This window comes from Plantactinospora sp. B24E8 (assembly GCF_039871735.1).
In the GTDB taxonomy this organism is placed as follows: Bacteria; Actinomycetota; Actinomycetes; order Mycobacteriales; family Micromonosporaceae; genus Plantactinospora.
In genome coordinates, this window is the sequence record NZ_JBDPMH010000008.1 from 107,579 (window position 1) to 131,981 (window position 24,403).

Sequence of the window (24,403 nt, forward strand, 5' to 3'; positions counted from 1 at the left end):
GGCCGGCCGGCGCCGTCGGTCCGGTCGGCGGCGCCGAGCCGGCCGGCGCCGTCAGCCCGGTCGACGTGGCGGCCGGCCCGCGGTTCGCCCGGGGTCGGGTGGTGCTGCACCGCAACGTCCGGCACGGTCGGATCGGCTGGGTCCGACCCGGCCGGGTGGTCAGTGACGACGACCGTGGCCTGCTGCTCTGGGTCGCCCGGGACACCCCGGTGGCGCACGAGGTCACCGAGGACGGCCGGGGCATGCGGGCGATGACGTTCGCCGAGTGGTTGACCCACTCGTACCGTCTCAAGGTCAGCCCCTGGAACGGCCCGCCGGTGCTGAAGTTCCTGCCCACCGGCGCCAACCACTCGGTCTGGCTCTTCCGCACCGGGGACGGCCGGTTCGCCAACTGGTACGTCAACCTCGAGGAGCACGGCATCCGCTGGGACGACGGCGAGGTGGCCGGCGTCGACATGGTGGACCAGGACCTCGACGTGGTGGTACGCCCCGACCTGAGCTGGTCCTGGAAGGACGAGGACGAGTTCGCCGAGCGGCTGGCGATCCCGGAGCACTACTGGGTGCCGGACCCGGCGGCGGTACGCGCCGAGGGGGAACGGGTGATCAAGCTGGCCGAGGCCGGCGAGTTCCCGTTCGACGGCACCTGGACGGACTTCGTCCCCGACCCCGACTGGTCGACCCCGACCCTGCCGCCCGGCTGGGATCGCCCGCCGGTCCGCTGACCCCGCGATTCTTCCCTCACCGTCCGTAGGGTTTGTCGGGGGAGTCCTCCCACTCGAGCCGGACCGGATCGGCGGGACTGGTGGGACGGGCAGGTCGGCTGGCCCTGGGCGGCGGGGTGGCTGCGATCGCCGCCCCGGGTTCAGGCGCCGGTGGTCAACGGCCGGTTGTCCTGGCGGGCGGGGGCGTAGGGGCGGCAGGAGGCGCGGATGACCAGCTCGGTGGGGAGCCGGATGTGCGTGTCGCGTTCGACTCCGCCGATCAGGTCGATGAGCAGGCGGAGTGCCTCGGCGCCCATCCGCTGCAGCGGCTGCATGATCGTCGTCAGTGGCGGATTGACCAGCGCCGATTCCGGAACGTTGTCGAAACCGATCACGGACAGGTCGTCGGGCACGGCGAGACCGAGGCTCCGGGCGACGCTGAGCGTGGAGATCGCGGAGAGGTCGTTCCCCGCGAAGACCGCGGACGGGCGGTCGGGGAGGGTGAGCAGTTCCGCGGCCGTACCGGCGGCGCTCTCGATCCGGAACCCACCGGTACGGACCAGCCGCTCGTCCACCGCGATGCCGGCGTCGGCCATGGCCTGGCGGAAACCGGCCTCGCGCAGACGTGCCGACTCGAGGTCGGCGCGCCCGCTGATGTGTCCGATGCGGCGGTGCCCGAGCGACAACAGGTAGTTGGTCGCGAGCATGGCGCCGGCGAAGTTGTCCGAGTCGACGGTGGGCAGGCCGGACGGGCCGGTGTGCGGGTCGACGGCGACCACGTGGAAACCCTGCTTGGTCTCGACGACGGTCGGCGTGACGATCACGGCCCCGTCGATCAGCGTTCCGGAGAGCCGGGCGAGCGAGCGCCGTTCCCAGCCGATGGCGCCGCGTTCGCCGTCGCCCCCCGAGTACGCCAGCAGTTGGTAGCCGGTGCCGGTGACCGCGCGGGAGGCCCCTTTGAGTAGTTCGGTGGAGAACGGCTCGAATTCGGCGACCAGGATGCCCAGCACGTTGGTGCGGTGGCTGCGCAGGCTCTGTGCGCCGAGGCTGGCTTCGTACCCGAGTTGGTGGATAACCTGCTGGACACGTTCGACGGTGGCCTGCGCGACCCCGTACCGACCATTCACCACTTTGGATACAGTCGCCACCGAGACGCCGGCCGTACGGGCCACGTCCGACATCTTGACACGCTGCGGAAACGCCACGTCGATGATGATAGAGGGCTTGTGACGCCCCCTGACAGCGGAGTCGAAAACGTTATCGACAACGGTTGACACCGAGTTACGGGGCTGTAAAACTCGCCGTTCGAAGCTGAGTACCGCGACTGACTAGTCGAGGAGACAATCGATGGCGATGAAGCGCCGCGCGGGAACAGTCCTAGCGCTGCTTACGACCAGCGCACTCCTTGCTGCCGGATGTAGCGGCGGTGAAAGCGAAGCGCCCAATGAGGACGAACTCTACAAGAACCCGGTGACCCTGACCTGGTGGCACAACGCCTCCCAGGACGGGCCCGGCAAGACCTACTGGGAGAAGGTCGCCAAGGACTTCTCCGCGCTCCACCCGACCGTCACGATCCAGATCGAGGCGATCGAGACCAACCAGCTTCAGCGCACCCGGCTCCCTGCCGCCCTCCTCACCACCGATCCGCCGGACATCTTCCAGGCCTGGGGCGGCGGCGAGATGCGCGAGCAGGTGGAGGCCGACTACCTCAAGGACATCACCGACCAGGTCAAGACCGAGGTTGCCAACATCAGCCCGTCGGTGGCCGAGATCTGGGCGGTGGACGGCAAGCAGTACGGCCTGCCGTACAAGATGGGCATCGAAGGATTCTGGTACAACAAGGAGATGTTCGCGCAGGCGGGCATCGCCGCTCCGCCGACCACCTTCGACGAGCTCAACGCCGCGGTCACCAAGCTCAAGGCGATCAACGTCATCCCGATCGCCCTCGGTGCCGGTGACAAGTGGCCCGCCGCGCACTGGTGGTACAACTTCGCGCTGCGCGCCTGCTCGGTCGACACCCTGAAGAAGGCCTCCACCGAGAGGGTCTTCGACGACCCCTGCTTCGTCAAGGCCGGCGCGGACCTGAAGGCCTTCATCGACACCACGCCGTTCCAGAACAACTTCATCGCCACCCCGGGCCAGAACGACCCGACCAGCGCCAACGGTCTGCTCGCCAACGGCAAGGCCGCGATGGAGCTGATGGGCGACTGGAACAAGGGCACCCTGGAGACCGTCGCGGAGGACAAGTCGGCCCTCGCGAAGTTCCTGGGCTGGTTCCCCGTGCCGGCGATCGCCGGTTCGGCGGGCGACCCGAAGGCTGCCCTCGGTGGTGGCGACGGATTCGCCTGCGCCAAGAACGCCCCGGCCGAGTGCGTCGAGTTCCTCAAGTACATCGTCAGCCCCGAGGTGCAGAAGGGCTACGCCGCGCTCAACATCGGGCTGCCCGTGATCAAGGGCTCGGACGCCGACATCGTGGACCCCGCCCTGAAGTCGGTCCTGGAGGCCACCGCCAACGCCACCTACGTGCAGCTCTGGCTGGACACGGCGTTCGGTAGCACCGTCGGTGCCGCGATGAACGACGGGATCGTCGCCATCTTCGCCGGTAGCGGCAGCCCGCAGAAGGTCGTCGACGCGATGAAGGCGGCCGCACGCAAGTGACCACCAACCCAACCCTGAACCCCGCCGGCGGCGCGTCCGCGCCGCCGGCGGGACTTCGGCCCGGCCGGAGGCCGTCCTCCCGCAGCGCCGACAAGCGACGCAAGTGGTACGAGATCATCGGGCTCACGACGCCGGCGATCGTCGTCTACGTGATGTTCGTGCTCGTGCCGATGGGCTTCGCGGTCTACTACAGCCTCTTCCGCTGGCGCGGGGTCGGGCCGCCCACCGAGTTCGTCGGCCTCGACAACTACTTCCTCGCCTTCGAGGACCCGATCTTCCTCGACGCGCTGCGCAACAACGCCATCATCGTCTTCGGGTCACTGCTGATCCAGGGCCCCATCGCGCTGGGCGTGGCCCTGCTGCTCAACCGACGCTTCCGCGGGCGGACCGTGTTCCGGCTGCTGGTCTTCGTGCCGTACGTGCTCGCCGAAGTCACCGTCGGCATCATGTGGAAGCTGATCCTGACCGACGGCGGCACGGTCGACGCGCTGCTGCGGTCACTGGGACTGGGCAGCCTGGTCCAGGCGTGGCTCGCCGACCTCGACATCGTCATCTGGACGCTGATGTTCGTCCTCACCTGGAAGTACGTCGGCTTCGCCATCATCCTCCTGCTCGCCGGCCTGTCGAACGTGCCGCACGAGCTGACCGAGGCCGCCGCGATCGACGGCGCGAGCTGGTGGCAGGTCCAGCGGCACATCACGCTGCCGCTGCTCGGCCCGACGATCCGGATCTGGATGTTCCTGTCGATGATCGGCTCGCTGCAGGTCTTCGACGTGATCTGGGTGACCTCGGTACCGGCGGTGCGATCGCTCGGCGCGTCCGCCACCATGGCGACCTACATGGTGGACAACGGCTTCTTCGCCCGGCTCTGGGGCTACGGCAACGCGGTGGCCGTGATCCTGTTTGCCATCTCCTTCGTCGCGGCGCTGCTGTTCCAGCGTTTCCTCCTCCGTCGCGACATCGAGGGTGCCATCACCAGCAGAAGGGTGAAATGACCGTGGCCGCGAACGGTGTCCTCCGCCCACCGCCCAAGCGCCGCCCGGTGTCCTGGGGCAATCCGCTCACCTACGCGTTGGCGCTCGCGGTCGCGGCGGTGTCGATCGCCCCGGTGGTCTACGTGATCATCGGTGGCTTCCGGACCACCCCGTCGATCGTGGCGAACCCGGCAGGGCTGCCCGACCCGTGGGTCTGGGACAACTACATCCGGGTGCTGACGCAGAGCGACTTCTGGGGGCAGGCGTTCAACAGCGCGGTGATCTCCCTGGGTACGACGCTCGGCGTGGTGGTGCTCGGTGTCTGTGCGGCGTTCGTGCTCGCCCGGTACACCTTCCGGGGGCGCGAGGCGCTCTACACCTTCTTCACGCTCGGCCTGCTCTTCCCGGCCGGAGCGGCGATCCTGCCGCTCTACCTCATGTTGCGCGACCTGAACCTGGTCAACTCGTACTACGCGGTGATCCTTCCGCAGGTCGCCTTCGCGTTGCCGCTCACCATCGTGATCCTGCGTCCGTTCCTCGCCGCCATTCCGCGCGAACTGGAGGACGCCGCCGCGATCGACGGCACGGGCCGGCTCGGTTTCCTCTGGCTCATCGTGCTGCCGCTGTCGAGGCCCGCGCTCGTCACGGTCGGGATCTTGGCGTTCGTGGCGAGTTGGAACGCGTTCCTGCTGCCGCTGCTGGTGCTCAGCGACGCCAGCCTGCACACCCTGCCGCTGGGAGTCCAGAACTTCTCGAGCCAGTACACCTCCGACACGGCGGGCATCCTCGCCTTCACGTCCCTGGCGATGCTGCCGGCACTGCTCTTCTTCACCTTCGCCGAGAAGCAGATCGTGGGTGGCCTGCAGGGTGCGGTCAAGGGCTGACCGGTAGCGGTGGGTACTGACCGCCGGCCCGGCGGGCACCGACCGAGGATCGCGGGGTACGGACCCGGTGGCATCGCCGGGTCCGCCCCCGCGCCCGGCGCCCGGCGGTGCGGGCTCCGGCCCCGACCCCGGCTGCGGTCGGCGGCGCCGGGCCCCGCCCCGTGGGGGACCAGGGGTCATGATCGTCGTGATCGCCCTGGCGGGGTACGGGCGATTTCGCCGGCCGATGTGAGATTCCCCGACCGGGTCTGGCACAATGGGTCGCTGGTATCCGGCTGCACGTTCGGCGCCCTCTACCCCGGGCGTGTCGCCAGTCCATCGAGCAGTCCCCGGCCCAAACCCCACTGTGCCGGTCGGCTCTCACCCGCGCACCGCCCGTTTCCGGGCCGGTGGACATCGCAACAGGAGCGAACACACTGTGGCCGTAAAGATCCGGCTCCTGCGGATGGGTAAGATCCGCAACCCGCAATACCGTATCGTCGTCGCCGACTCGCGTACGAAGCGTGATGGTCGGGCGATCGAGTTCGTCGGGATCTACCAGCCGAAGGAAGACCCTTCGGTGATCGAGGTCAAGTCGGACCGGGTGCAGTACTGGCTCTCCGTCGGTGCCCAGCCGAGCGAGGCCGTCCAGCGACTGCTGGAGAAGACCGGCGACTGGCAGAAGTTCAAGGGCCTGCCGGCTCCGCCGCCGCTGCTGGTGGCACCGGAGCGGGCCGACCGCAAGGCGGCCTACGAGGCTGAGGCGCGGGCGGCGGCCGGACTGGCCGAGGCGGCTAAGCCGGCGAAGAAGGCAGCCAAGGCGGCCCCCGCCGAGGCCCCCGCGAAGACCGAGGAGCAGGCCGGTGCGGACTCCGGCGAGCAGGCCTGACGTGGCCCTTCGGCCGGCGCTCGAGCACCTGGTCAAGGGCATCGTCGACCACCCGGACGACGTACGGGTCCGGATGGTCGACTCCCGGCGGGGCAAGCGCCTGGAGGTCCGCGTGCACCCCGAGGACCTCGGTACGGTCATCGGCCGGTCCGGTCGGACCGCGAAGGCACTGCGTCAGGTCATCGGTTCGATCGGTGGACGTGGTGTACGGGTCGACATCGTCGACTCGTACTGATCCGTGACGATGCTCCTGATCGTCGGCCGGATCGGCCGTCCGCACGGTATCCGCGGCGAGGTGACCGTGGAGGTGCGGACCGATGATCCCGAAGCACGGTTCGCCGTCGGATCGGTGTTACGCACCGATCCGACGGCGGAGTCCGTCGACGTCCCACCGGTGACCGCGCACGGCGAACTTGTCCGGGTGCCCGAACAACTCACGGTCGAGGCGACCCGGTGGCACCAGGGCCGGCTCCTGGTCACCTTCGACGGGGTCTACGACCGGAACGTGGCGGAGGCGCTGCGCGACACCCTGCTCTGGGTCGACAGCGCGGCGGTGCCGGCGCCGGAGGACCCGGACGAGTTCAACGATCACCAGCTGGTCGGGCTGACCGTGGTGACGCCCGCCGGTGAGGTGCTCGGCGAGGTCGCCCGGATCGACCACGCGCCCGCCTCGGACCTGCTGGTCCTGCGCCGCCCCGAGGGGCGTACCGCGCTGATCCCGTTTGTCAGGGCGATGGTTCCCGAGGTCGACCTGGCCGGGAGACGGGTGGTCGTCGACCCGCCGCCGGGGCTGCTCGACCTCTGAGGTGTCGCCCGGCTGGGGTGTCGGCAGGCGCCCTTCCTACCCAAGAAGCGACAAGAGGGGCCCTTCCTCACATGCGGGTCGACGTGGTCTCGATCTTTCCGGAATATCTCGCTCCGCTGGAGCTGTCCCTGATCGGGCGGGCCCGGGCGACCGGCGTACTGGATGTCGCCGTGCACGACCTGCGGACCTGGACCCACGACGTGCACCGGACGGTCGACGACACCCCGTACGGCGGTGGGCCGGGCATGGTGATGCGGCCCGAGCCGTGGGGGGAGGCGCTGGACGCGCTGGCTCCGCCGGGGGCGGAGCCGCCGCGGCTGGTGGTGCCGACCCCGGCCGGGGCCCGGTTCACCCAGTCGACGGCGTACGAGTTGGCCGCCGAATCCCGGCTGATCTTCGCCTGCGGCCGGTACGAGGGGATCGACCAGCGGGTGCTCGACCACGCCGCGACCCGGATGCGGGTGACGGAGGTCTCGCTCGGCGACTACGTGCTCTTCGGCGGCGAGGTCGCGGTTTTGGTGATCATGGAGGCGGTCACCCGGCTGCTGCCGGGCGTGCTGGGTAACGCCGACTCGCTGGCCGAGGAGTCGCACGCGCACGGGTTGCTGGAGGCGCCGGTCTACACCAAGCCGCCGAGCTGGCGGGGGCACGAGGTGCCGGAGATCCTCCGCTCCGGTGACCACGGCCGGATCGCCCGGTGGCGGCGGGACCAGGCCCTGCTCCGGACGGCCGAGCGCCGGCCGGACATGCTCGCCGCGCTCGCCCCGGCCGAGCTGGACAAGAAGGATGTGGCGACCCTGGCCGGGACCGGATTTCAACCCTCGGTTGACTATATGGCAGAGTAGTGGGGTTGCCGCAGTCGTGCGCGCCCGCGTACGGCTGCGAGGATCCCCGCCAGGGCCCGTTCCGGGCCTGTCGTGGGGATCAGAATCACCCATCCGCGCGCCGACGATCGGTGCGCCGTGAGCCTTCGAGGATGCAGCGATGAACACCCTGGACGCCCTTGACGCCCAGTCGCAGCGGACCGACCTCCCGGACTTCCGGGCCGGTGACACCGTGAAGGTGCACGCCCGGGTGGTCGAGGGCAACCGGTCCCGGGTCCAGATCTTCGAGGGTGTCGTGATCCGGCGCCAGGGCGCCGGACTCCGGGAGACCTTCTCCGTTCGCAAGATCAGCTTCGGCGTCGGGGTGGAGCGGACCTACCCGCTCAACAGCCCGGCGATCGACCGCATCGAGGTGATGGTCCGCGGTGACGTCCGCCGGGCCAAGCTCTACTACCTCCGTGAGCTGCGGGGCAAGAAGGCCAAGATCAAGGAGAAGCGGGAGAAGCGGGCCAGCTGAGGCTGATCCGACCGACCACGCCGAGGCGATCGAGGGGTGCCGTCCCGGGCCACGCCGACTACGCTGGCCGCACGGGCAGAAGCGATACCGCGACCCTGGCTCCGTCGGGGTCGCGGTACAACCCCGCGCTACCGCTCGCGGTGCGCCATCACCGGAGTTGGTCCGGTGATGGCGCGGTGTCTCGGGATCGGGGAGATGCGTGGTGCGTAGGGTGGACGAAGAGGACGATGTCGAACCATGGCGTCGTCGGCCCCGGCGATCCCGACGCACCCGGAAACAGATGCCGCTCTGGCAGGAGTTGCCGCTCCTGCTCGTGGTCGCCTTCTGCCTCGCCGTTCTGATCCGTACCTTCCTGCTCCAGGCGTTCTTCATCCCCTCGGGGTCCATGGAGGACACCCTGTTGATCGGCGACCGGGTGCTGGTCAACAAGATCGTGTACGACCTCCGGGATCCGGTACGCGGCGAGATCGTGGTCTTCCGGGGAACCGCCGAGTGGGCACCACAGCTCACCGAGGAGCCGGATCCCGGATTTGTCGCGAAGCTCGGACGGACCATCGGCGACCTGGTCGGAGTGAGCCGCCCGGGCGACAAGGACTTCATCAAGCGGGTCGTCGGACTCCCCGGTGACCGGGTACGGTGCTGCGACGACCAGGGTCGGGTCACCGTCAACGACGCTCCGCTCGACGAGCCGTACGTGCTGGAGAACTCCCCACTGGACCTGCCGCCGAACCGGGACGAGTGTCGGTCCCGCCGGTTCGACGAGGTGGTGGTGCCTCCCGGGCAGTTGTTCGTGATGGGTGACCACCGGCTGGTGTCGCAGGACGCGCGCTGCCAGGGGACGGTGCCGATCGACAACGTGATCGGCCGGGCCTTTGTGATCGTCTGGCCGTTGTCCCACTGGACCTCCCTGCCGGTGCCGGATACCTTCGAGGACCTGCCGACGCCGGTCGCCGCCCCGGCCACCCTGGACGCACCGGGTGCCGGTGACGGACACCGGGACGGCACTCCGCAAACCGCCCCCAACCTGGGAGATACGGCCATCGCCATGCCAATTCTGGGCTCTCTGCTCGTTACCCAGCGTTCCCGGCGTACGTCCGGGACCCGGCGTCGTAGGCTCCATCCGTGATTGACGAGCAGACCGACAAGCCGAAGCCGCGCGGTTCGTTCTGGCGGGAGCTGCCCATCCTGCTGGGCGTGGCGATCCTGGTCGCGGTGCTGGTCCGCGCGTTCGTGCTGCAGACCTTCTGGATTCCGTCCCCGTCGATGGAGCACACCCTCGACATCGACGACCGGGTGCTCGTCAACAAGCTGGTCTACGACTTCCGGTCGCCGCACCGGGGGGAGATCGTGGTCTTCAAGGCCCCGACCCAGTGGACCGGCAACCCGGAGGGCGAGGACTTCATCAAGCGGGTCATCGGGGTCGGTGGCGACCGGGTGGTCTGCTGTGACGAGCAGGACCGTCTGATGATCAACGGTCAGTCGTTGGACGAGCCGTACATCTTCCGGGACCCCGGTGGCGTACCGGATCCGGCGGCGGACACCGAGTTCGACATCACCGTGCCGCCGGGCCGGCTGTGGGTGATGGGCGACCACCGCTCGCAGTCCGGCGACTCGCTGGAGCACTGGCAGCAGAGCCAGAGCAACATCGACGTCGCGACGATCCCCGAGGATTCCGTGGTGGGGCGGGCCTTCACCGTCTTCTGGCCGGTCGGCCGCGCCACCTGGTTGTCCGTGCCGGACTCCTTCGACGCCATCCCGGATCCCAAGAGCTGACGGATCCCAAGAGCTGACGGATGCCGCGTCGGCGGCGTGCCGGGTGGACGGGGCGACCGGGTCCGGAGCGCCGTGGGAAGCGTGGTCGCCCCGCCCCGGACTAGGCTGGTCGGATGACCGTCTTCACCCCTCGCCAGGCCGCCCGGGTGCTGCTGGTCGACGGCGAGGACCGGGTACTGATGTTCCGGGGCTGGGACCCGGCGCGACCGGAACACCGGTACTGGTTCACCCCCGGCGGCGGCCTTGACCCGGACGAGTCGCCGCAGGTGGCGGCCGCGCGGGAACTGGCCGAGGAGACCGGGTTGCGGGTCGCTCCGGACGAGATCGGCGAACCGGTCTGGCGGGAGACGACGGAGTTCTCCTTCGGCGGCCGGTGGTACCGCCAGGAGCAGCAGTTCTTCCTGGTCCGGACCGGCCCGTGGGAGGTGGACACGGCGGGATTCGACTCGGTCGAGCGGGACACGATCGACGCCCACCGGTGGTGGACGATGACGGAACTGGCGGGCACGACCGAGCGGTTCTATCCGAAGGAGCTGCCCGAGCTGCTGCGCCGGGCACTGGAGGGGGAGAAGGCGTGCTGACCCCGCCCCGTACGGTGGTCCGCCGCGAGGGCGGCATCTACGCGATGGAACGCGCGCTGCGGCGGCGTGGCTTCCGGTACGTCGCCGGCGCCGACGAGGCGGGCCGGGGTGCCTGCGCGGGTCCACTGGTGGCGGCGGCCGCGGTCCTGCCGGAGGGGCGGCGGGGCGAGATCGACGGGCTGACCGACTCCAAGCTGCTCACCGCCGCGGCCCGGGAGCGGATCTACGCCGAGGTGGTGGAACGGGCCCTGGCGTACGCGGTGGTGATCATTCCGGCGGCCGAGGTGGATCTCCGGGGCCTGCACGTCTGCAACCTGGCCGCGATGCGTCGGGCGCTGGCCTCGCTCCCGGTCTCCCCGGAGTACGTGCTGACCGACGGGTTCGGGGTCGACGGCCTCGGTGTGCCGGGGCTCGCGGTGTGGAAGGGTGACCAGGTCGCCGCCTGTGTCGCGGCGGCGAGTGTGCTGGCCAAGGTGACCCGGGACCGGATCATGGTCGAGCTGGACGACCAGCACCCCGGGTACGGATTCGCCGAGCACAAGGGATACATCACCGCCGAGCACACCGCCGCGTTGGAACGTCACGGTCCGTGCCCGGAACACCGCTTCTCGTACGTCAACGTCGCCACTGTCTCCGGGCGGATCGGTCATCCGCCCCGGACCCGGCGCCCTGCCGGGCTCGGCGGGATCGAGTCGATGGCGCGGGCCGGCCAGCTAGGGAGTACCGTCGGCGTGGCGTTGGGCGAGCGGCCTCGGCCATCAGCGTCGGTGGGGGAAGATGTGGCCATGGAAGGCGGAGTGGGATGAGCGCGGAAGATCTCGAGAAGTACGAGACCGAGATGGAGCTGCAGCTCTATCGGGAGTACCGCGACATCGTTCGCCAGTTCTCCTACGTGGTGGAGACCGAGCGCAGGTTCTATCTCGCGAACCAGGTAGATCTGCACGTCCGTAACTCTGACGGCGAGGTCTACTTCGAGGTGGAGATGCACGACGCCTGGGTCTGGGACATGTACCGGCCAGCGCGATTTGTGAAGAATGTCCGGGTGATGACGTTCAAGGACGTCAACGTCGAAGAGCTGGAAAAGCCTGATATCTCGCTACCCGCTGATTCCGGCTTCGGCGGCTGACCGGTCTGGCGCAGGTGGGCCGGAGTCGAGGCCACGGCCGGGTTTGCGGCCAGGCCAGGCCAGGTCGCGGCCGGGGCCCGGGGGTTGCCGCCGGCGCGAGCGGCCCGACCAGCGGCTCCGCAGGCGCTGACCGACTGAGCCAGTCGTCGGGGGCGGAGCGGCCCGACCGGCGTACCGGCCGGACCCGTCACCTCGGCGCCCGACCCGCCGCCCCGGTTACTGCTCCGCCGCGACCAGCACCTCGACCCGCTGTACGAGGTTGTTCGCGAACCCGCCCCGGTTCCACGGCTGTTCGACCGGCTGGACCCGGCCCGAGGCGTCGGTCGCCCGGGCGCCGAGCGTGTAGCGACCCGGCGTCGCCGTCCACTCGTACCGCCAGCGGCGCCACGCCCACCGGTCGTCGACCGCCTCCGGCCCAGACGCCCCGTCCGGGCTCGACAGGTCCGGAACCAGCTCGGCCGCAACCCAGGTGACCCCGCCGTCGGTGGTCACCTCGACCCCGGTCACCGGCCCGTGGCCCGACCAGGCACGGCCCTCCACAATGCAGGGCCCGGGCCGCACCACCCGGGTACGTGACATGAAATCGGGGAAGCCGGGCGGTTTCAGCAGAGCGCGCGGCTCGATCCGGGTCACCGGTACCCCCGGATCGTCGGCATCGGTCCGGACCCGGTACGCCACCGCGTTCTGGTAACCGTCGAACTCGCGGTCGAGCACGCTGATCCGGGTCAGCCACTTGACGTGCGCCATGCCGTACCAGCCGGGAACCACCAGCCGCAACGGCGCGCCGTGCTGTGGCAGCAGTGGAAGCCCGTTCATCTCGTACGCCAGCAGCACCTCGTCCCGGAGCGCCTCGGCGACCGGCAGACCCCGCTGGTAGTCCTGTTCGACGCCGCGTTCGACGCCGTGGTCGGCCCCGGTGAACACCACGTCCACCGCGTCCGGGCCGAGCCCGGCCTCGCGGAGCAGCGGAGCGAGCGGCGTACCGGTCCATTCGGCGGTACCCACCGCCTCGCTCAGCCACGGCTGGCTGACCGGCCGGGGTGTCAGCAGCGCCCGGCCGTTGCCGGCACACTCCAGGGTGACCCGCCGGGTGACCCGGGGGCGGTCGCGCAACGCGTCGAGATCGAGGGTCAACGGCCGCTCCACCCGGCCGTCGATGGTCAGCGTGTGCCGCTCCGCGTCCAGGTCCGGGATGTCGTAGTGGATGAGCAGGTAGTGCAGACCGACCGGGGTGACGTCGTAGCGCAGCGCCTCCAGCGGCAGTGCGTGGTTGCGCGCGGCCAGACCGAGTTCCTCGAGGCTGATGGCCTCCTCGGGTTCGGCCACGCGACCCGGCCGACTCACCTCGTCCAGTGCGGTCATCAACACTCCTCTGACCCGGTAACGGGACTGGTCCCCGTGCTGGAGGTCCAGACTAGGGGAGCTTTCCGAGCAGGTGGTGGCCGGTCCGCGCGGCGCCGCGAGCAGAGCGGACATAACAGATCATCGGGCTTCGCGGGCGTTTTCCACAGTCGGGGCGGTTGTCCACAGGTACGGGTCAACCCGGTTGCGGCAGCGGGTGGGCGGGACGACGCTGCAGGACCATGAGAGGGAGACCACGCGATCGGGCGGCCACGTTGCCGGTGCCACCACCGTCCCCGAATGTGGGGCTGTTGTCGACGGTGTTGGCTGCCGCGTCGACGGTGCTGGCGGCCGTGTTGTCGGTGGTGCTGGTCGCCGGCACGCCGGGAGTACCCGCTGCCGGATGGTCGGGAGCGCTGGTCGCGTCCCCGGCGGGCGGTTCGACCGCGTTGCCGCCGGGCGGGCGGGTCGGGCTTCCGTCGGTTGGGTCCGTCGTGCCGGTCCGACGTGCCCCGGCCGACGCCTTCCGTTGGCCGCTGGACGGGACGCCCCGGCTGGTACGCAAGTTCGATCCGCCACCTCGCCCGTGGGCCCGCGGGCACCGTGGTGTCGATCTTGTCGCGTCGTCCGGGGCGACGGTACGGGCGGCCGGGGCCGGTGTGGTCCTCTTCGCCGGGATGGTCGCCGGCCGGCCAGTCGTCAGCGTGGCTCATCCGAACGGGTTGCGGACCACCTACGAGCCGGTACGACCGGAGGTCAGGGCCGGTGACCGGGTAGCCGCCGGGGACCCGCTCGGGTCGCTCCAGCCGGGCCATCCCGGATGTCCGACGGTTTCCTGTCTGCACTGGGGGCTGCGTCGGGGCGAGGAGTACCTCGACCCCCTGCTGTTACTCGGGCTCGGACGGGTCCGGCTGCTCCCCGTCGACGTCGGGTCCGGGCACGGTTGACCGTCCGGATCCGGGGGCCCGGATTGACCATTCGGCCTGGGCCGTCAATCTGGCCGAGCCGTCAGCCCGGCCCGGGTTGTCACCGGTGCCGGGCGAGCAGGGCGGGCAGAGCCTCGGCCAGCCGCTGGTACTCCTCCACCCGGTTGTAGATCTGTCCGGAGAGCCGGAGCCAGCCCCGGCCGTTCCACGCGTTGATCGCGACGTCGACGCCGAGTTCGTCGGCGATCCGCTCTCGAAGTGTCACCGCGTCCGCGAAGGTGGTCGCCAGACCGGCCGGTAGCGGGAGGAGCCGCATCGAGACCATCGGCCCGCCGGGATTCGGCAGGTCGGCCGGCGCCACGCCCAGGGCCTGACCGACCAGCCACTGCCCGTACGCGGCGAGTTCCGCGTTGTGTGCCCGTACCCGCTCGATTCCGAGCGTACGGAGCGTGAAGATCCCGACCGGGGCGGCGAGCCAGGCGCTGTAGTCCTGCGTCGCCTGCCACTCGACGGAGAGCGGAAAACCGCTGTCCTGCTGCCAGGAGACCGCCAACGGTTCGATCCGTCGCCGCCACTGCGGCGCCACCACCAGAGCGGCGGTGCCCCGCGGCGCGAAACCCCACTTGTGGAAGTTGCCCACCCAGAAGTCCGCGCCGATCGTGTCGACGCCGATCGGCAGCATTCCGGGGGCGTGCGCGGCGTCGACCAGGACCGGCACGCCGCGTTCCCCGGCCGTCGCGGCGATCGCCGCCGCCGGGAACAGCCGGGCGGTGGACGAGGTGATGTGGTCGACGACAAGCAGCTTCGTACGACCTGGCCGCAGCCCAGCCCGGACGATCTCGACAACCTCCTCGTCGGTGGCCTGCAACGGCACGGTGAGGGTACGGCGGACAGCCCCGGTGCGCCGGGCCTCCCGATCGATGGAGAGACTGACCGCGCCGTACCCGTGGTCGGTGCAGAGCACCTCGTCACCCGGCTCCAGACGCAGCGACTGCAGCACGATGGCGGCGCCGGTGGTGGCGTTGGGGATCAGCGCCGTGCCCTCCGGGTCGGAGCCGAGGAAACCGGCCAGGTGGCGGCGGGCGTGCGTGATCCGGTCGACCAGTCCGAGGGTGAAGAACCGCATCGGATTCGCCTCGGTCTCGTCCCGGAGCCGCTGTTGAACCCGCTGGACCGAGATCGGGACCGCGCCGAACGAGCCGTGGTTGAGTTGGGCGACGCCCGCGTCCAGCGAGAACAGGAGTCGAGCGCCCGGAATCGGTTCGGGCGGCTGCGGCCCGGTCGTGCTCACCGCATGATCCTAACCGTCGGCCGGGCCCGGCGGAGCGCTGCCGGCCTGGTCAGGCCCGGGGATGCGCCTGTCGGTACGCGGCACGGAGCCGCTCCGTCGACACGTGGGTGTAGAGCTGGGTACTCGACAGCGAGGCGTGCCCGAGCAGTTCCTGGACCGCGCGCAGGTCCGCACCGCCCTCGAGCAGGTGGGTGGCGGCGGAGTGGCGCAGACCGTGCGGGCTGGTCCGGGGCAGGTTGGCGGTCTGCGTGTAGCGGCGGATCATCCGTCGGACAACCGTCGCCTGGATCCGGCCGCCGCGGGTGCCGAGCAGCAGCGCCGTACCACTCGCCGGACCGGCCAGCACCGGTCGGCCACGCCGGAGCCAGTCGTCGATGGCCCGCTGCGCCGGCAGCCCGTACGGCACCGTGCGCTCCCGGTCACCCTTGCCGAGGACCCGGACCACCCGCCGTGCCGGGTCGACGTCGCCCAGGTCGAGGCCACACAGTTCGCTGACCCGGATACCGGTGGCGTAGAGCAGTTCGAGCACGACCCGGTCCCGTACCGCCTCGGGAGAGCCGTCGTCGACGGGGGCCTCGACCAGTTGGGTCGCCTGGTCGGCGCGGAGCACGGCGGGTAGCTCCCGGCGGGTCCGGGGGCTCGCCAGGGCCGCGCCGGCATCGGTGTCCGTACGGCCCGTCCGGTGCGCCCAGCCGGTGAAGGTACGCGCCGACGCGGCTCGCCGGGCCAGTGAGGCGGGGGCGGCACCGAGGGTACGCAGTTGGGCCAGCCAGCTCCGCAGCACGGCGAGGTCCAGGGCACCCGGATCACCGCAACCCATCCGGACCGCGTGGTCGAGCAGTGACACCACGTCCGCGACGTAGGCGCGTACGGTGTGCGCCGACCGGTTCTCCACCCGGGCGAGGTGTTGGGCGAACTCGTCCACGGCGTTCTGGAACGGCGGCGGTAGGGCCTCGTGGCGGGCCCGGGTGCTGTGGCGTTCCGCGCGACGCATCACCCATGCACGGTGGCTCCCAACGGTGGCGACGTCAACCCGGCACACCGGGGACGCGGCCGGCTCCGGGACGTCCGACCCCGGCGGTGGGGAGGGCGTAGCCGTCGTCACGCCGGACGAGCAGGCCGAGCTGCTCCAACATGGACAGCTTCCGCAGCGCGGTACGCAGGTCGAGCCCGGCCCGGGCGGCGAGCACCTCCGGCCCCACCGTGCCGCGGCGGGGCACCGACTCCAGGACCAGCGCGGACTCGTCGTCAAGGTCGTCCCGGGGCCGGGCCGGCCCCCGGGCCGGCGGCGCCAGGTCCACGCCGATCCGTCCCACCTCCTCGAGGATGTGCGGCACGCCGGTCACCAGGCGGGCGTTCGGGTGTTCCCGGAGCAGTTCGTGCGCGCCGACGGACATGGCGGAGGTGACCGGGCCCGGTACCACCATCGAGGGTCGGTTCAGCGCCAGTGCCCGACGCAGCGTCTGGGTGGCGCCGCTGCGCGCCGCCGCCTCCACCAGCACGGTCCCGGCGGTCGCGGCGGCGATGACGCGGTTGCGGATCAGGAAGCGGGGCCGCAGCGGCTCCGCCCCGGGCGGCCACTCGCTGATCAGCAGCCCCACCTCGGCGATCCGGTCGAAGAGCGCGGTGTTGCCGACCGGATAGGGACGGTCGACACCGCAGGCCAGCACCGCCACCGTGCGACCACCCGCGTTGAGTGCGCCCCGGTGCGCCGCGGCGTCGACGCCGAAGGCGCCGCCGGAGACGACGGTCCAGCCCCGGTCGCCGAGGCCGTAGCCGATGCCGGCGGCGACGTGCTGCCCGTACGCGGTGGCGGCCCGGGAGCCGACCACCGCCACCGAACGCTCCAGGGTCTCGCCGAGGTCCCAGCCACCCCGTACCCAGAGGCAGAGCGGTGGCGCCATCTCCTGGTCGACCCGCCGGTCGGCATGGGCCAGGGTGAGCCGTTCGAGGTGTCCCAGCTGTGCCGGCCACTCGCTGTCCTCCGGGGTCACCAGCCGGGCACCGAGCCGCTCCGTGATCTCGGCGGCGGTGCTCGCGACCTGCCACGGGTCGCCGGCGCCGAGACGGGCCGCAGCCTTGGCCCGCAGTCGCTCGTCGGTGACGTCCCCGGCGCACAACCGGCGCAGCGCGTCGACCGGACCGTACTGCCTGACCAGACGGAACACCGCACGGTTACCCGGTTCCAACAGCCAGGTCAGGGCGATCCTGGCCACCTTGGCCTCGTCCATCCCGGACATGCCGCGGCTCGTACCGTGAACGTCGGCCGCAGGGCGGGCCCCGGGCGGTCCGGATGTGATCGGCTCGCTCATCCCACGCTCCCGGTCCGCAGCTGGGTCGCCTCGTCGATGTCGGCGGCCTCCGGACGATCCCGTCCGTCCAGGTCCGCGATGGTCCAGGCGACCCTGATCACCCGGTCGAAGCCGCGGGCGGAGAGGACGCCACAGTCCAGGAGCTTCCGGAGCGCCTCGGTGTCGCGGGTGGGCAGACGCCACGGCGGACGTCGCAGGTGCGGGCCCGGCACCTCGGCGTTGACCCGCCATCCACCGTCGGCCCAGCGGGCGGCGGCAGCGGCCCGCGCCCGGCCGACCCGCGCGGCGACCACCGTCGACGACTCGACGGTCCGTCCGCTGTCCATCAGTTCGGCGGCACGCAGCGGCGCCAGCGTCACCTGTACGTCGATCCGGTCCAGCAACGGCCCGGAGAGTCGGGCCAGATAGCGGCGACGGGTCAGTGGCGGACACTCGCAGGCGACGTCCCCGGCCGGCTTCGCGCACGGGCACGGGTTCGCCGCGGCGATCAGCTGAACCTGGGCGGGATACTCCGTGCCACCTCGGGACCGGTTCAATGAGATCCGCCCGCTCTCCAGCGGCTGTCGCAGCGCCTCCAGGGTGCCCCGTTGGAACTCGGGGGTCTCGTCCAGGAACAACACGCCCCGATGGGCCAACGAGACGGCCCCCGGTCGGGCCAGCCCGGATCCGCCACCGACCAGGGAGGCGACCGTCGCGGTGTGGTGCGGCGCCTGGAACGGTGGTCGGCGGATCAACCGGCCGTCCGGCGGCAGCAGGCCGGCGATGGAGTGCAGGGCGGTGACCTCCAGTGCGGCCTCGTCGTCCAGCTGCGGCAGGATGGCGGGCATCCGTTCGGCGAGCATGGTCTTGCCCGCGCCGGGCGGACCGATCAGGGCCAGGTGGTGTCCTCCGGCGGCGGCCACCTCCAGCGCCCGCCTGCCGAGTTCCTGTCCGGCCACGTCGGCCAGGTCCGGTCCCGGCCGGGGCGGAGCGGGGGAGGGGGACGGTGGGGTCAGCAGCGGGGCGCCGTCACGGATGAACCCGACGAGCCGGTGCAGACTGTCGACCGCCCGGACGTGCACGCCCGGCACCACCGACGCCTCCGCCGCGTTCTCCACCGGCACGATGACCCGCGTTATCCCGGCCCGGGCGGCCGCCGCGACCATCGGCAGCACGCCCCGGACCGGCCGGACGGTGCCGTCGAGGCCCAGTTCGCCGAGGACCGCGACCTTGTCCAGGGGAGCCAGCGGCAACTCGCCGGATCCGCCCAGCAGGGCGGCGGCGATCGCCAGATCGAAGGCGGAACCGTGTTTCGGCAGGGTGGCGGGAAGCAGGTTGAGGGTGATCCGTCGGTTCGGCCAGCGCTGCCCGGAGTTGACCACCGCGGCACGGACCCGATCCCGCGCCTCGTTGAGCGCGGTGTCCGGCAGCCCGGAGAGGACGACGGTGGGCAGGCCGGGCGCGAGGTCGGCTTCGACCTCGACGAGGTGTCCGGTCACCCCGACCAGACCGACACAGAGCACCTTGGCGTAGCTCATCGGTCGTACCCGCTGATTGTCGGTGTCATGGTCTCGACGGTGCCGGCTGGACGGCGCCCGCGTGGGCCGGTGGTCCTCTGTTGTGGATAACCGGGTGCCCTGTGGACAGTCGGACGATCAAGGGCGAGGTGTGTTATGGCAGCCCGTGACGTGCCAGCTCGCCGTGCCACCGGGATGCGGCGACGTGACGGCGGGAAGGCGTCGCGTCGGCCGCTTCCGGTCGGGCTCAGAAGGCCGACCTGATGTGGGTGACCCGGGCGGCCCCGGTGCGAGCCGGACGGACCTCGACGATGTCGAAGCGGATCTGTTCCGCGTGGATGCCGCTGGTCCGCAACCACTCGGCGGCCAACCGACGCAGGCGGCGTACCTTCGCCGGGGTCACCGCCTCGGCGGGGGTGCCGAAGGTGTCGCCCCGACGGGTCTTGACCTCGCAGAAGGCGATCACCTCGCCGTCCCAGGCGATGATGTCGACCTCGCCGTACGCGCACCGCCAGTTCCGGGCGACCACCCGCAGTCCGGCCTCGACGAGATGTCGTACCGCACAGCGCTCCCCGTACGCGCCGACGGCCTGCCTGAGCCCACTCATGGCGCCGACCGTGCCGACGTTCCGCCGGCCGGGCAACCCCGACCGGCGGAACTGTGGATATCCGGGGATGCTGTGGACAGCCGGACGATCATGGTGGCGCCGTGCTACAGGGGTTGAGAGGCTGAGGTTCGGGTCGTCACGGTGGTGCGGAGTCGAGGGTCATGCCGGTGTTGGCGAAGAAGCCGGCGAGGAGATCGGTCTGTTGCTGGCAGGCAAGGTGTTGATCACGGAGTGTTGTCATACGGTGTGGGCGCTGGTCGACGTGGAGGAGTACGAGGGCTGCAGCGGCTGCGAACCGGCTTCCGACCTCCCGCCGGCTACGGACCCACCCATGCAACGGCCCCGCGACCGGACCTGTCTGCCGGCACACCTTGGTCATGGCGTGTCGATGGTCCGAATCAGGAACGAGCGGAGCACGCCGGTGTACCGGTCCGGGTCGGCGTTTCACGCCTCGGTGTGCGCGGCTCCGTCGACCCGGTGGTACTCGACGAGGTCCGGTCGGGAGCGGGCGAACTGGTCGCTCGATCGGGCCGGCACGAGTACGTCCGCCGTGCCGTGGAACAGCAACGTCGGGACGGTACGTGCGTCGGCCCGGTCGGCGTGGCCGAGGTCGGTCAGTCGCAGCCGCGCCTTGTGCTCGACGATCCACACCAGGATGTGTGTGAACCAGCCCGGCATGTGCAAGCCGGCGGATCTGGCCATCGATGGAGTCGCGCCAGCCGAACATCGGGGAGCCGAGGACCACCGCCCGTACCGGTGTGACGTCGGCGGCGCGGTGCAGGTAGTTGTCGATCATGCAGCCGTCCATCGGCCACCCGATGAGAACGACGCCGTCGGCGCCGCAGGCCGTGGCGGAGCGCACGGCGGCGTCCAGGTCGCGCCATTCGGTGTCGCCCAGGTGGTGGTGTCCGTCAGGGCCGGCGGTGCCCCGGTGCCGTTGCGGAACTTGGGGCCCGCAGCGGTAGCGGTGTGCGTCAGGCGGTGGCACCGCCGTCGACGACGAGGTCGTGGCCTACGACGAAGCTGGATTCGTCGGAGGCCAGCCAGAGCACGGCAGCGGCGACCTCGGCCGGGTCGCTGACACGTCCGGCGGGGACGGCGACCTTGACACGGGCGTCGCGGTCGGCCTGGGTTTCCCCTGGCCGGTAGGACATGGGGGTGTCGCTGGCGCCAGGGCTGACGGCGTTGATGCGGATGCCGTCGCCGATGTGGTCGCGGGCGGCGGTCTGGGTCAGCACGCTGACCGCAGCCTTGGATGCGGCGTAGGCGGCCAGGCCAGGTCGGCGGCCGTGGGCGCCGATGTTGGAGGCCATGTTGACGATGACGCCGCTGCCTTGAGTGCGCATGTAAGCGATTTCGTGCTTCATCGTCAGGAACACCCCGGTCAGGTTGACGTTGAGCACCGCCGACCAGGTGTCCTCATCGAGGTCGGCGACCGGCGCGCCCCTGCCGAAGGTCCCGGCACTGTTGAACGCCACGTCCAACCCGCCGTGGCGACGCACGACCTCGGCGACCATGGCCGCGACCTGGCTGCTGTCGGTGACATCGGCATTCACCCAGTCGATCTTGCCGCAGCCTGGTCGCAGACGGGCTGCGGCTGCGGCGAGCTTGTCGGGGTTGCGGTCAGCCAGCACCACGGTGGCGCCACGGTCGGCGAAGGCTTGCGCCGTGAATCCGGCGATCACGCCGGCGCCTCCGGTGATCAGCACAATCTTGTTGTCGAAACGCGCGCTCATGTCAGGTTCCCTTGATGTACTTCGCAATGGTCGGACAGGAATGGATGGTCGGGATCCGTGTCGCGGGCCGAACGCTCTACCGGCGGGCGGGGCGTGTGAGTAGAGCCAGCGGTGCGGTGAGTGCCAGAGCTGCGGTCAGGCTGAGGATGCTGGTGCGGTCGCCGTGGGTATCGGCCAGGGGTGCGACCAGGGCCAGCACCAGCGGCGGACCGATCTCCATGGCGGTATTGGTCACCCCGGCCAGCAGTCCGCGGTCGGCGTCTGTCGCCGCGCCCATGATGGTCACCGTGGCCGCCGACAGCGTCACTCCGATCCCCACCGGGAACGTCAGCAGCCCGAACAGTTGGAGGGCGGGTGCAGACAGCGACGCGTTGACCAGCAGCAGTCCGGTGGCTGCGACGGTGAGCCCGGTCCCCAGCACGCGGGATGCCCGGTAGCGGGCCAGCAGCCGTACCGCGAGTGGCCCGGCGGCGAGCACCGCCGTGGCCGGGGCCAGGAACCGCAGCGAGATCGCGGCCGGGCCGTGCCCGGTCGCAGCCAGGCGCAGGGTCAACAGGTAGTACAGCGAGGCCATCGCGCCCGCGGCGAGCAGGATCGCCGCCAGCCCCGACGTCGCCGACACGGACAGTCTCGGCCACAACCGCGCGCCACCGGCGCGGCGCTGAGTCACCGCGAACCCGGCCAGTAGCGCCAGCCCGATACCGGTCACGGGCAGCCATCCCACAGCGAGCCCGCCGATCAGCGCTGTCAGCCCGGCGACCAGCAACGTCGCCGTGGCTACCCTGGTCCGCGCTGTCCCCGCCGCCGGCAACACCGGCACCCGCTGGGCGATGACGACGGCCGCTGCCAGCGCGACCAGGGCCGGCGCAGCGAACAGCCACCGCCACGACCCCCATTGCACCACCAGCCCGGAGGCCACCGTGCCGGCACCAGCGCCGGTCACCGCCAGCACCCCCCACACCGCTGTTGCCCGCTGCCGCCGCTGCGCGGGAACAACCGCCGGGATCAGCACCATCGCCGCCGGGACAGCGAACGCCGCCCCCACCCCCTGCACGAATCGCGCCGCGATCAGCACCACCAGCCCCGGCGCGACCGCCGCCGCCAGCGATGCCACCACGAACATCGCCAACGCTCCCAGCAACAGCCTGCGATGCCCGACCCTATCGCCAGCACGCCCCGCGACCAGCAGCAACGCACCGAACGCCACGCTGTAGGCGGTCGATACCAGCACCAGTGCCGACGAACCTAACCCCCATTGCACCCGTAGCACCGGCAACGCCACCGTCACCATCGTGATAGAGGAGATCATCGTTACCTGCACCGCTGCCAACGCCGCGAACCCGCCGGCCCGGTGCGCTCCAGTCACCGTCGCCGGGGTCGCCGGCACGCTCATGACACCCCCATCTTTCTAGAACAATCAGTCTCGAATGTAGTCCGAAGCGGGTGCGCCCGCAGAGGAGCGCAGTGGTAGCGGTCAGCGCAGCGCCGAGAGCGCTACTGCGGCCGCGTCGCGCAGTCGGATCCCGGCGTCGAGGGTGCGTTCGAGCACCCGCACGCCCTGGAAGAACACCAGTAGGAACCGCGCCAGGGCCTGCGGATCCGCGTCCGCGGACAGCTCACCCTGCGCCTTGGCCCGCATCAACGCTGAGGTCAGTGCCGTCTCCAGGTGCGCCCAGCTCGCCTCGACCAGCCGTGCCACCCCGGGGTCGCGGGCGGCCAACTCCACTGCGCTGTTGACCACCATGCAGCCCAGCTGCTGGTCATCCTCGGCCGCCTCGGTCACATAGCGCTCCACCAGCGATTTCACGGCTGGCAGCACCGGTCCGGGCTGCGACAGTTCGGCCATGATCCGCGGATCGGTGGTGTCCAGGTAGCGTCGCAGCGCCTTGGCGTAGAACTCCTGCTTGTTGCCGAAGGTCGCATAGATGCTCGCCTTGGCGATTCCCAGATGCTCCACCAGGTCCGCCATCGACGTCGCCTCGTACCCGCGCCGCCAGAACAGCTCCAACGCCTGCTGTAGCACCGTGTCCGGATCGAACTCCTTGGCCCTTGCCATGATCCCGACGGTAAAGCATCTGGACCGATCGGTCAAATATGCGGTGGCTGTCGAACCCGATCATGGTGATGGTGGCCTGGTGGGGTCGCCGGTAGATTCGTACGTGCCCGCGACGAGCCCAGCCCCACCCGGAGCTAGATGTCGAGGATCAGGGCACGGTGGTCGGAAACCTCCGGCTCAGTCAGGACCTCGAACCGCTTGACGGCGGCAACATCGGAGACGAGCAGGTAGCTCGCGTGCCGCACCGGTTTAGGGTAATGAGACGTCCGTGTGTCGGCCGGGCCCACCAGGTCGGTCAGGCCGATCGCGGCCAGCACGTCGAACGTCTCACTGCCGGGCAGCAGGTTGAAGTCACCGCAGACCACCACCAGGTCCTCTGGACCGCGTACCCGGTTGACGAGTTCCGCGAGTCGCTCTGCCTGGCGCAGCCGCGCCGGGGTGTCTGCCTTGCCGGCCGGATCGCGTAATCCGTGTACCTGCACCACCCACACCGACCGGCCGGTGGCGCGGTCGACGGTGCGCGCCGCGAGCGCGATGCGTGGACGGTCCGAGATCCACGCGTCATGGTCGACGAACTGACCGTGCACGAAGGCGGAATCGACACCAGTGACCGGCAGATGCTCGGCGACGAAGGTCGCGAGACCGAAGTCCTGTCGATGCCGGCCACCCTCGTCGTCATATACGGGTCCTGAGTCGCCGGCCAGGAAGATCGCCTGATGGTGCGGCAACGCGATGCGCACATCGTCGAACAGGTCGGCCCGCTGGGGCAGGACCCGTTCGCCGTCTTCGAAGCGGGTCCACCCGGCCAGGCCGGGAGTCCGGGTGACTTCCTGCAAGCAGACGATGTCCGCCCCACTGTCGGGCAGCCACTTGACGAGTTCGTCGCACAACGCGCCACCCCAGGCGTTCACACTTGCGATCCGCAAA

The 24,403-nt window shown here is 70.6% G+C and carries 27 protein-coding genes; 15 read left to right on the forward strand and 12 right to left on the reverse strand.

The features are described from left to right. Window positions 1-65: 65 nt before the first annotated feature. Entirely contained in the window at window positions 66-722 is a 657-nt protein-coding gene (locus tag ABGB21_RS15155; RefSeq protein WP_347653911.1) for a DUF402 domain-containing protein, read from the forward strand. A 140-nt stretch (window positions 723-862) separates the two neighbouring features. Here the strand turns inward: ABGB21_RS15155 and ABGB21_RS15160 are convergent, their stop codons facing one another. Further along, window positions 863-1,906: a LacI family DNA-binding transcriptional regulator gene (locus tag ABGB21_RS15160; RefSeq protein ID WP_347678231.1), complete on the reverse strand. Its 1,044-nt coding sequence runs from the start codon at window positions 1,904-1,906 to the stop codon at window positions 863-865. A gap of 265 nt (window positions 1,907-2,171) precedes the next feature. Between ABGB21_RS15160 and ABGB21_RS15165 the strand changes: the two genes are divergently transcribed. From ABGB21_RS15165 to ABGB21_RS15225, 13 genes are all read left to right on the forward strand, one after another. Further along, window positions 2,172-3,359, forward strand: a complete 1,188-nt coding sequence (locus tag ABGB21_RS15165; RefSeq protein ID WP_347678233.1) for an extracellular solute-binding protein — start codon at window positions 2,172-2,174, stop codon at window positions 3,357-3,359. Then, entirely contained in the window at window positions 3,356-4,354 is a 999-nt protein-coding gene (locus ABGB21_RS15170; RefSeq protein ID WP_347653843.1) for a sugar ABC transporter permease, read from the forward strand. The genes ABGB21_RS15165 and ABGB21_RS15170 overlap by 4 nt, the downstream gene beginning before the upstream one ends. Continuing rightward, a complete protein-coding gene (locus tag ABGB21_RS15175; RefSeq protein ID WP_347653844.1) occupies window positions 4,351-5,217 on the forward strand; it encodes a carbohydrate ABC transporter permease in 867 nt (288 codons plus the stop codon). The genes ABGB21_RS15170 and ABGB21_RS15175 overlap by 4 nt, the downstream gene beginning before the upstream one ends. 418 nt (window positions 5,218-5,635) lie before the next feature. Continuing rightward, entirely contained in the window at window positions 5,636-6,085 is a 450-nt protein-coding gene (rpsP, locus tag ABGB21_RS15180; RefSeq protein ID WP_331216055.1) for a 30S ribosomal protein S16, read from the forward strand. Further along, window positions 6,060-6,320, forward strand: a complete 261-nt coding sequence (locus ABGB21_RS15185) for an RNA-binding protein (RefSeq protein WP_199853371.1) — start codon at window positions 6,060-6,062, stop codon at window positions 6,318-6,320. The genes rpsP and ABGB21_RS15185 overlap by 26 nt, the downstream gene beginning before the upstream one ends. 9 nt (window positions 6,321-6,329) lie before the next feature. Further along, on the forward strand, window positions 6,330-6,890 hold the full coding sequence (rimM, locus tag ABGB21_RS15190; RefSeq protein WP_347653912.1) for a ribosome maturation factor RimM: 561 nt from the start codon (window positions 6,330-6,332) through the stop codon (window positions 6,888-6,890). A gap of 71 nt (window positions 6,891-6,961) precedes the next feature. Continuing rightward, window positions 6,962-7,735, forward strand: a complete 774-nt coding sequence (trmD, locus tag ABGB21_RS15195) for a tRNA (guanosine(37)-N1)-methyltransferase TrmD (RefSeq protein WP_347653845.1) — start codon at window positions 6,962-6,964, stop codon at window positions 7,733-7,735. 139 nt (window positions 7,736-7,874) lie between these two features. Next, window positions 7,875-8,231, forward strand: a complete 357-nt coding sequence (gene rplS / locus ABGB21_RS15200) for a 50S ribosomal protein L19 (protein ID WP_347653846.1) — start codon at window positions 7,875-7,877, stop codon at window positions 8,229-8,231. A gap of 199 nt (window positions 8,232-8,430) precedes the next feature. After that, a complete protein-coding gene (lepB, locus tag ABGB21_RS15205; RefSeq protein ID WP_347678235.1) occupies window positions 8,431-9,357 on the forward strand; it encodes a signal peptidase I in 927 nt (308 codons plus the stop codon). After that, on the forward strand, window positions 9,354-10,004 hold the full coding sequence (lepB, locus tag ABGB21_RS15210; RefSeq protein WP_347653848.1) for a signal peptidase I: 651 nt from the start codon (window positions 9,354-9,356) through the stop codon (window positions 10,002-10,004). Before lepB (ABGB21_RS15205) ends, lepB (ABGB21_RS15210) begins: the two co-directional genes overlap by 4 nt. Window positions 10,005-10,117: 113 nt before the next feature. Then, the gene (locus ABGB21_RS15215; RefSeq protein WP_347653850.1) at window positions 10,118-10,585 is read left to right on the forward strand and encodes an NUDIX domain-containing protein; all 468 of its coding nucleotides are present in this window, start codon (window positions 10,118-10,120) and stop codon (window positions 10,583-10,585) included. Continuing rightward, window positions 10,579-11,391: a ribonuclease HII gene (locus ABGB21_RS15220; protein WP_347653851.1), complete on the forward strand. Its 813-nt coding sequence runs from the start codon at window positions 10,579-10,581 to the stop codon at window positions 11,389-11,391. The genes ABGB21_RS15215 and ABGB21_RS15220 overlap by 7 nt, the downstream gene beginning before the upstream one ends. Then, window positions 11,388-11,711, forward strand: a complete 324-nt coding sequence (locus tag ABGB21_RS15225) for a DUF2469 domain-containing protein (RefSeq protein WP_007075222.1) — start codon at window positions 11,388-11,390, stop codon at window positions 11,709-11,711. Before ABGB21_RS15220 ends, ABGB21_RS15225 begins: the two co-directional genes overlap by 4 nt. Before the next feature lie 216 nt (window positions 11,712-11,927). Here the strand turns inward: ABGB21_RS15225 and ABGB21_RS15230 are convergent, their stop codons facing one another. Next, window positions 11,928-13,073, reverse strand: a complete 1,146-nt coding sequence (locus ABGB21_RS15230; RefSeq protein WP_347653852.1) for a sulfite oxidase — start codon at window positions 13,071-13,073, stop codon at window positions 11,928-11,930. A gap of 281 nt (window positions 13,074-13,354) precedes the next feature. Here ABGB21_RS15230 and ABGB21_RS15235 point away from each other — a divergent pair, with 281 nt between their 5' ends. Further along, window positions 13,355-13,999 (forward strand): M23 family metallopeptidase, encoded by a 645-nt coding sequence (locus ABGB21_RS15235; RefSeq protein ID WP_347678237.1) that lies wholly within the window; start codon window positions 13,355-13,357, stop codon window positions 13,997-13,999. A 79-nt stretch (window positions 14,000-14,078) separates the two neighbouring features. Here the strand turns inward: ABGB21_RS15235 and ABGB21_RS15240 are convergent, their stop codons facing one another. The 10 genes from ABGB21_RS15240 to ABGB21_RS15285 all read right to left on the reverse strand — a co-directional run bounded on the left by ABGB21_RS15240 (window position 14,079) and on the right by ABGB21_RS15285 (window position 24,402). Beyond that, complete coding sequence (locus ABGB21_RS15240) at window positions 14,079-15,269, reverse strand: aminotransferase class V-fold PLP-dependent enzyme (protein WP_347653855.1); 1,191 nt, start codon at window positions 15,267-15,269, stop codon at window positions 14,079-14,081. A gap of 49 nt (window positions 15,270-15,318) precedes the next feature. Then, window positions 15,319-16,263 (reverse strand): tyrosine recombinase XerC, encoded by a 945-nt coding sequence (locus ABGB21_RS15245; RefSeq protein ID WP_347653913.1) that lies wholly within the window; start codon window positions 16,261-16,263, stop codon window positions 15,319-15,321. 34 nt (window positions 16,264-16,297) lie between these two features. Further along, window positions 16,298-17,509 carry a DNA-processing protein DprA gene (locus ABGB21_RS15250; RefSeq protein WP_347678239.1) on the reverse strand — a complete coding sequence of 404 codons (1,212 nt, stop codon included), beginning with the start codon at window positions 17,507-17,509 and terminating at the stop codon, window positions 16,298-16,300. A gap of 68 nt (window positions 17,510-17,577) precedes the next feature. Next, window positions 17,578-19,098 carry a YifB family Mg chelatase-like AAA ATPase gene (locus tag ABGB21_RS15255; RefSeq protein ID WP_347678241.1) on the reverse strand — a complete coding sequence of 507 codons (1,521 nt, stop codon included), beginning with the start codon at window positions 19,096-19,098 and terminating at the stop codon, window positions 17,578-17,580. A 226-nt stretch (window positions 19,099-19,324) separates the two neighbouring features. Then, window positions 19,325-19,684: a YraN family protein gene (locus ABGB21_RS15260; protein WP_347653859.1), complete on the reverse strand. Its 360-nt coding sequence runs from the start codon at window positions 19,682-19,684 to the stop codon at window positions 19,325-19,327. Between the two features lie 444 nt (window positions 19,685-20,128). After that, window positions 20,129-20,386: a hypothetical protein gene (locus tag ABGB21_RS15265; protein WP_347653860.1), complete on the reverse strand. Its 258-nt coding sequence runs from the start codon at window positions 20,384-20,386 to the stop codon at window positions 20,129-20,131. Window positions 20,387-20,658: 272 nt separating this feature from the next. Further along, window positions 20,659-21,420 (reverse strand): SDR family oxidoreductase, encoded by a 762-nt coding sequence (locus ABGB21_RS15270; protein WP_347678243.1) that lies wholly within the window; start codon window positions 21,418-21,420, stop codon window positions 20,659-20,661. A 76-nt stretch (window positions 21,421-21,496) separates the two neighbouring features. Next, window positions 21,497-22,807 (reverse strand): MFS transporter, encoded by a 1,311-nt coding sequence (locus ABGB21_RS15275; protein WP_347678245.1) that lies wholly within the window; start codon window positions 22,805-22,807, stop codon window positions 21,497-21,499. 87 nt (window positions 22,808-22,894) lie between these two features. After that, window positions 22,895-23,476, reverse strand: coding sequence for a TetR family transcriptional regulator (locus tag ABGB21_RS15280; RefSeq protein ID WP_347678247.1), 582 nt, complete (start codon window positions 23,474-23,476; stop codon window positions 22,895-22,897). Between the two features lie 134 nt (window positions 23,477-23,610). After that, window positions 23,611-24,402 (reverse strand): endonuclease/exonuclease/phosphatase family protein, encoded by a 792-nt coding sequence (locus tag ABGB21_RS15285; protein WP_347653864.1) that lies wholly within the window; start codon window positions 24,400-24,402, stop codon window positions 23,611-23,613. Between the last annotated feature and the right edge of the window lies 1 nt (window position 24,403).

What these genes read in the sequence shown, in the direction of transcription:
- ABGB21_RS15175 (WP_347653844.1), top strand. Translation starts at nt 4,351, where the DNA reads ATGACCGTGGCCGCGAACGGTGTCCTCCGCCCACCGCCCAAGCGCCGC.
- rimM (WP_347653912.1), top strand. Translation starts at nt 6,330, where the DNA reads ATGCTCCTGATCGTCGGCCGGATCGGCCGTCCGCACGGTATCCGCGGC.
- trmD (WP_347653845.1), top strand. Translation starts at nt 6,962, where the DNA reads ATGCGGGTCGACGTGGTCTCGATCTTTCCGGAATATCTCGCTCCGCTG.
- rplS (WP_347653846.1), top strand. Translation starts at nt 7,875, where the DNA reads ATGAACACCCTGGACGCCCTTGACGCCCAGTCGCAGCGGACCGACCTC.
- ABGB21_RS15215 (WP_347653850.1), top strand. Translation starts at nt 10,118, where the DNA reads ATGACCGTCTTCACCCCTCGCCAGGCCGCCCGGGTGCTGCTGGTCGAC.
- ABGB21_RS15225 (WP_007075222.1), top strand. Translation starts at nt 11,388, where the DNA reads ATGAGCGCGGAAGATCTCGAGAAGTACGAGACCGAGATGGAGCTGCAG.
- ABGB21_RS15230 (WP_347653852.1), bottom strand. Translation starts at nt 13,073, where the DNA reads ATGACCGCACTGGACGAGGTGAGTCGGCCGGGTCGCGTGGCCGAACCC.
- ABGB21_RS15245 (WP_347653913.1), bottom strand. Translation starts at nt 16,263, where the DNA reads ATGCGTCGCGCGGAACGCCACAGCACCCGGGCCCGCCACGAGGCCCTA.
- ABGB21_RS15250 (WP_347678239.1), bottom strand. Translation starts at nt 17,509, where the DNA reads ATGTCCGGGATGGACGAGGCCAAGGTGGCCAGGATCGCCCTGACCTGG.
- ABGB21_RS15255 (WP_347678241.1), bottom strand. Translation starts at nt 19,098, where the DNA reads ATGAGCTACGCCAAGGTGCTCTGTGTCGGTCTGGTCGGGGTGACCGGA.
- ABGB21_RS15260 (WP_347653859.1), bottom strand. Translation starts at nt 19,684, where the DNA reads ATGAGTGGGCTCAGGCAGGCCGTCGGCGCGTACGGGGAGCGCTGTGCG.
- ABGB21_RS15265 (WP_347653860.1), bottom strand. Translation starts at nt 20,386, where the DNA reads ATGGCCAGATCCGCCGGCTTGCACATGCCGGGCTGGTTCACACACATC.
- ABGB21_RS15270 (WP_347678243.1), bottom strand. Translation starts at nt 21,420, where the DNA reads ATGAGCGCGCGTTTCGACAACAAGATTGTGCTGATCACCGGAGGCGCC.
- ABGB21_RS15280 (WP_347678247.1), bottom strand. Translation starts at nt 23,476, where the DNA reads ATGGCAAGGGCCAAGGAGTTCGATCCGGACACGGTGCTACAGCAGGCG.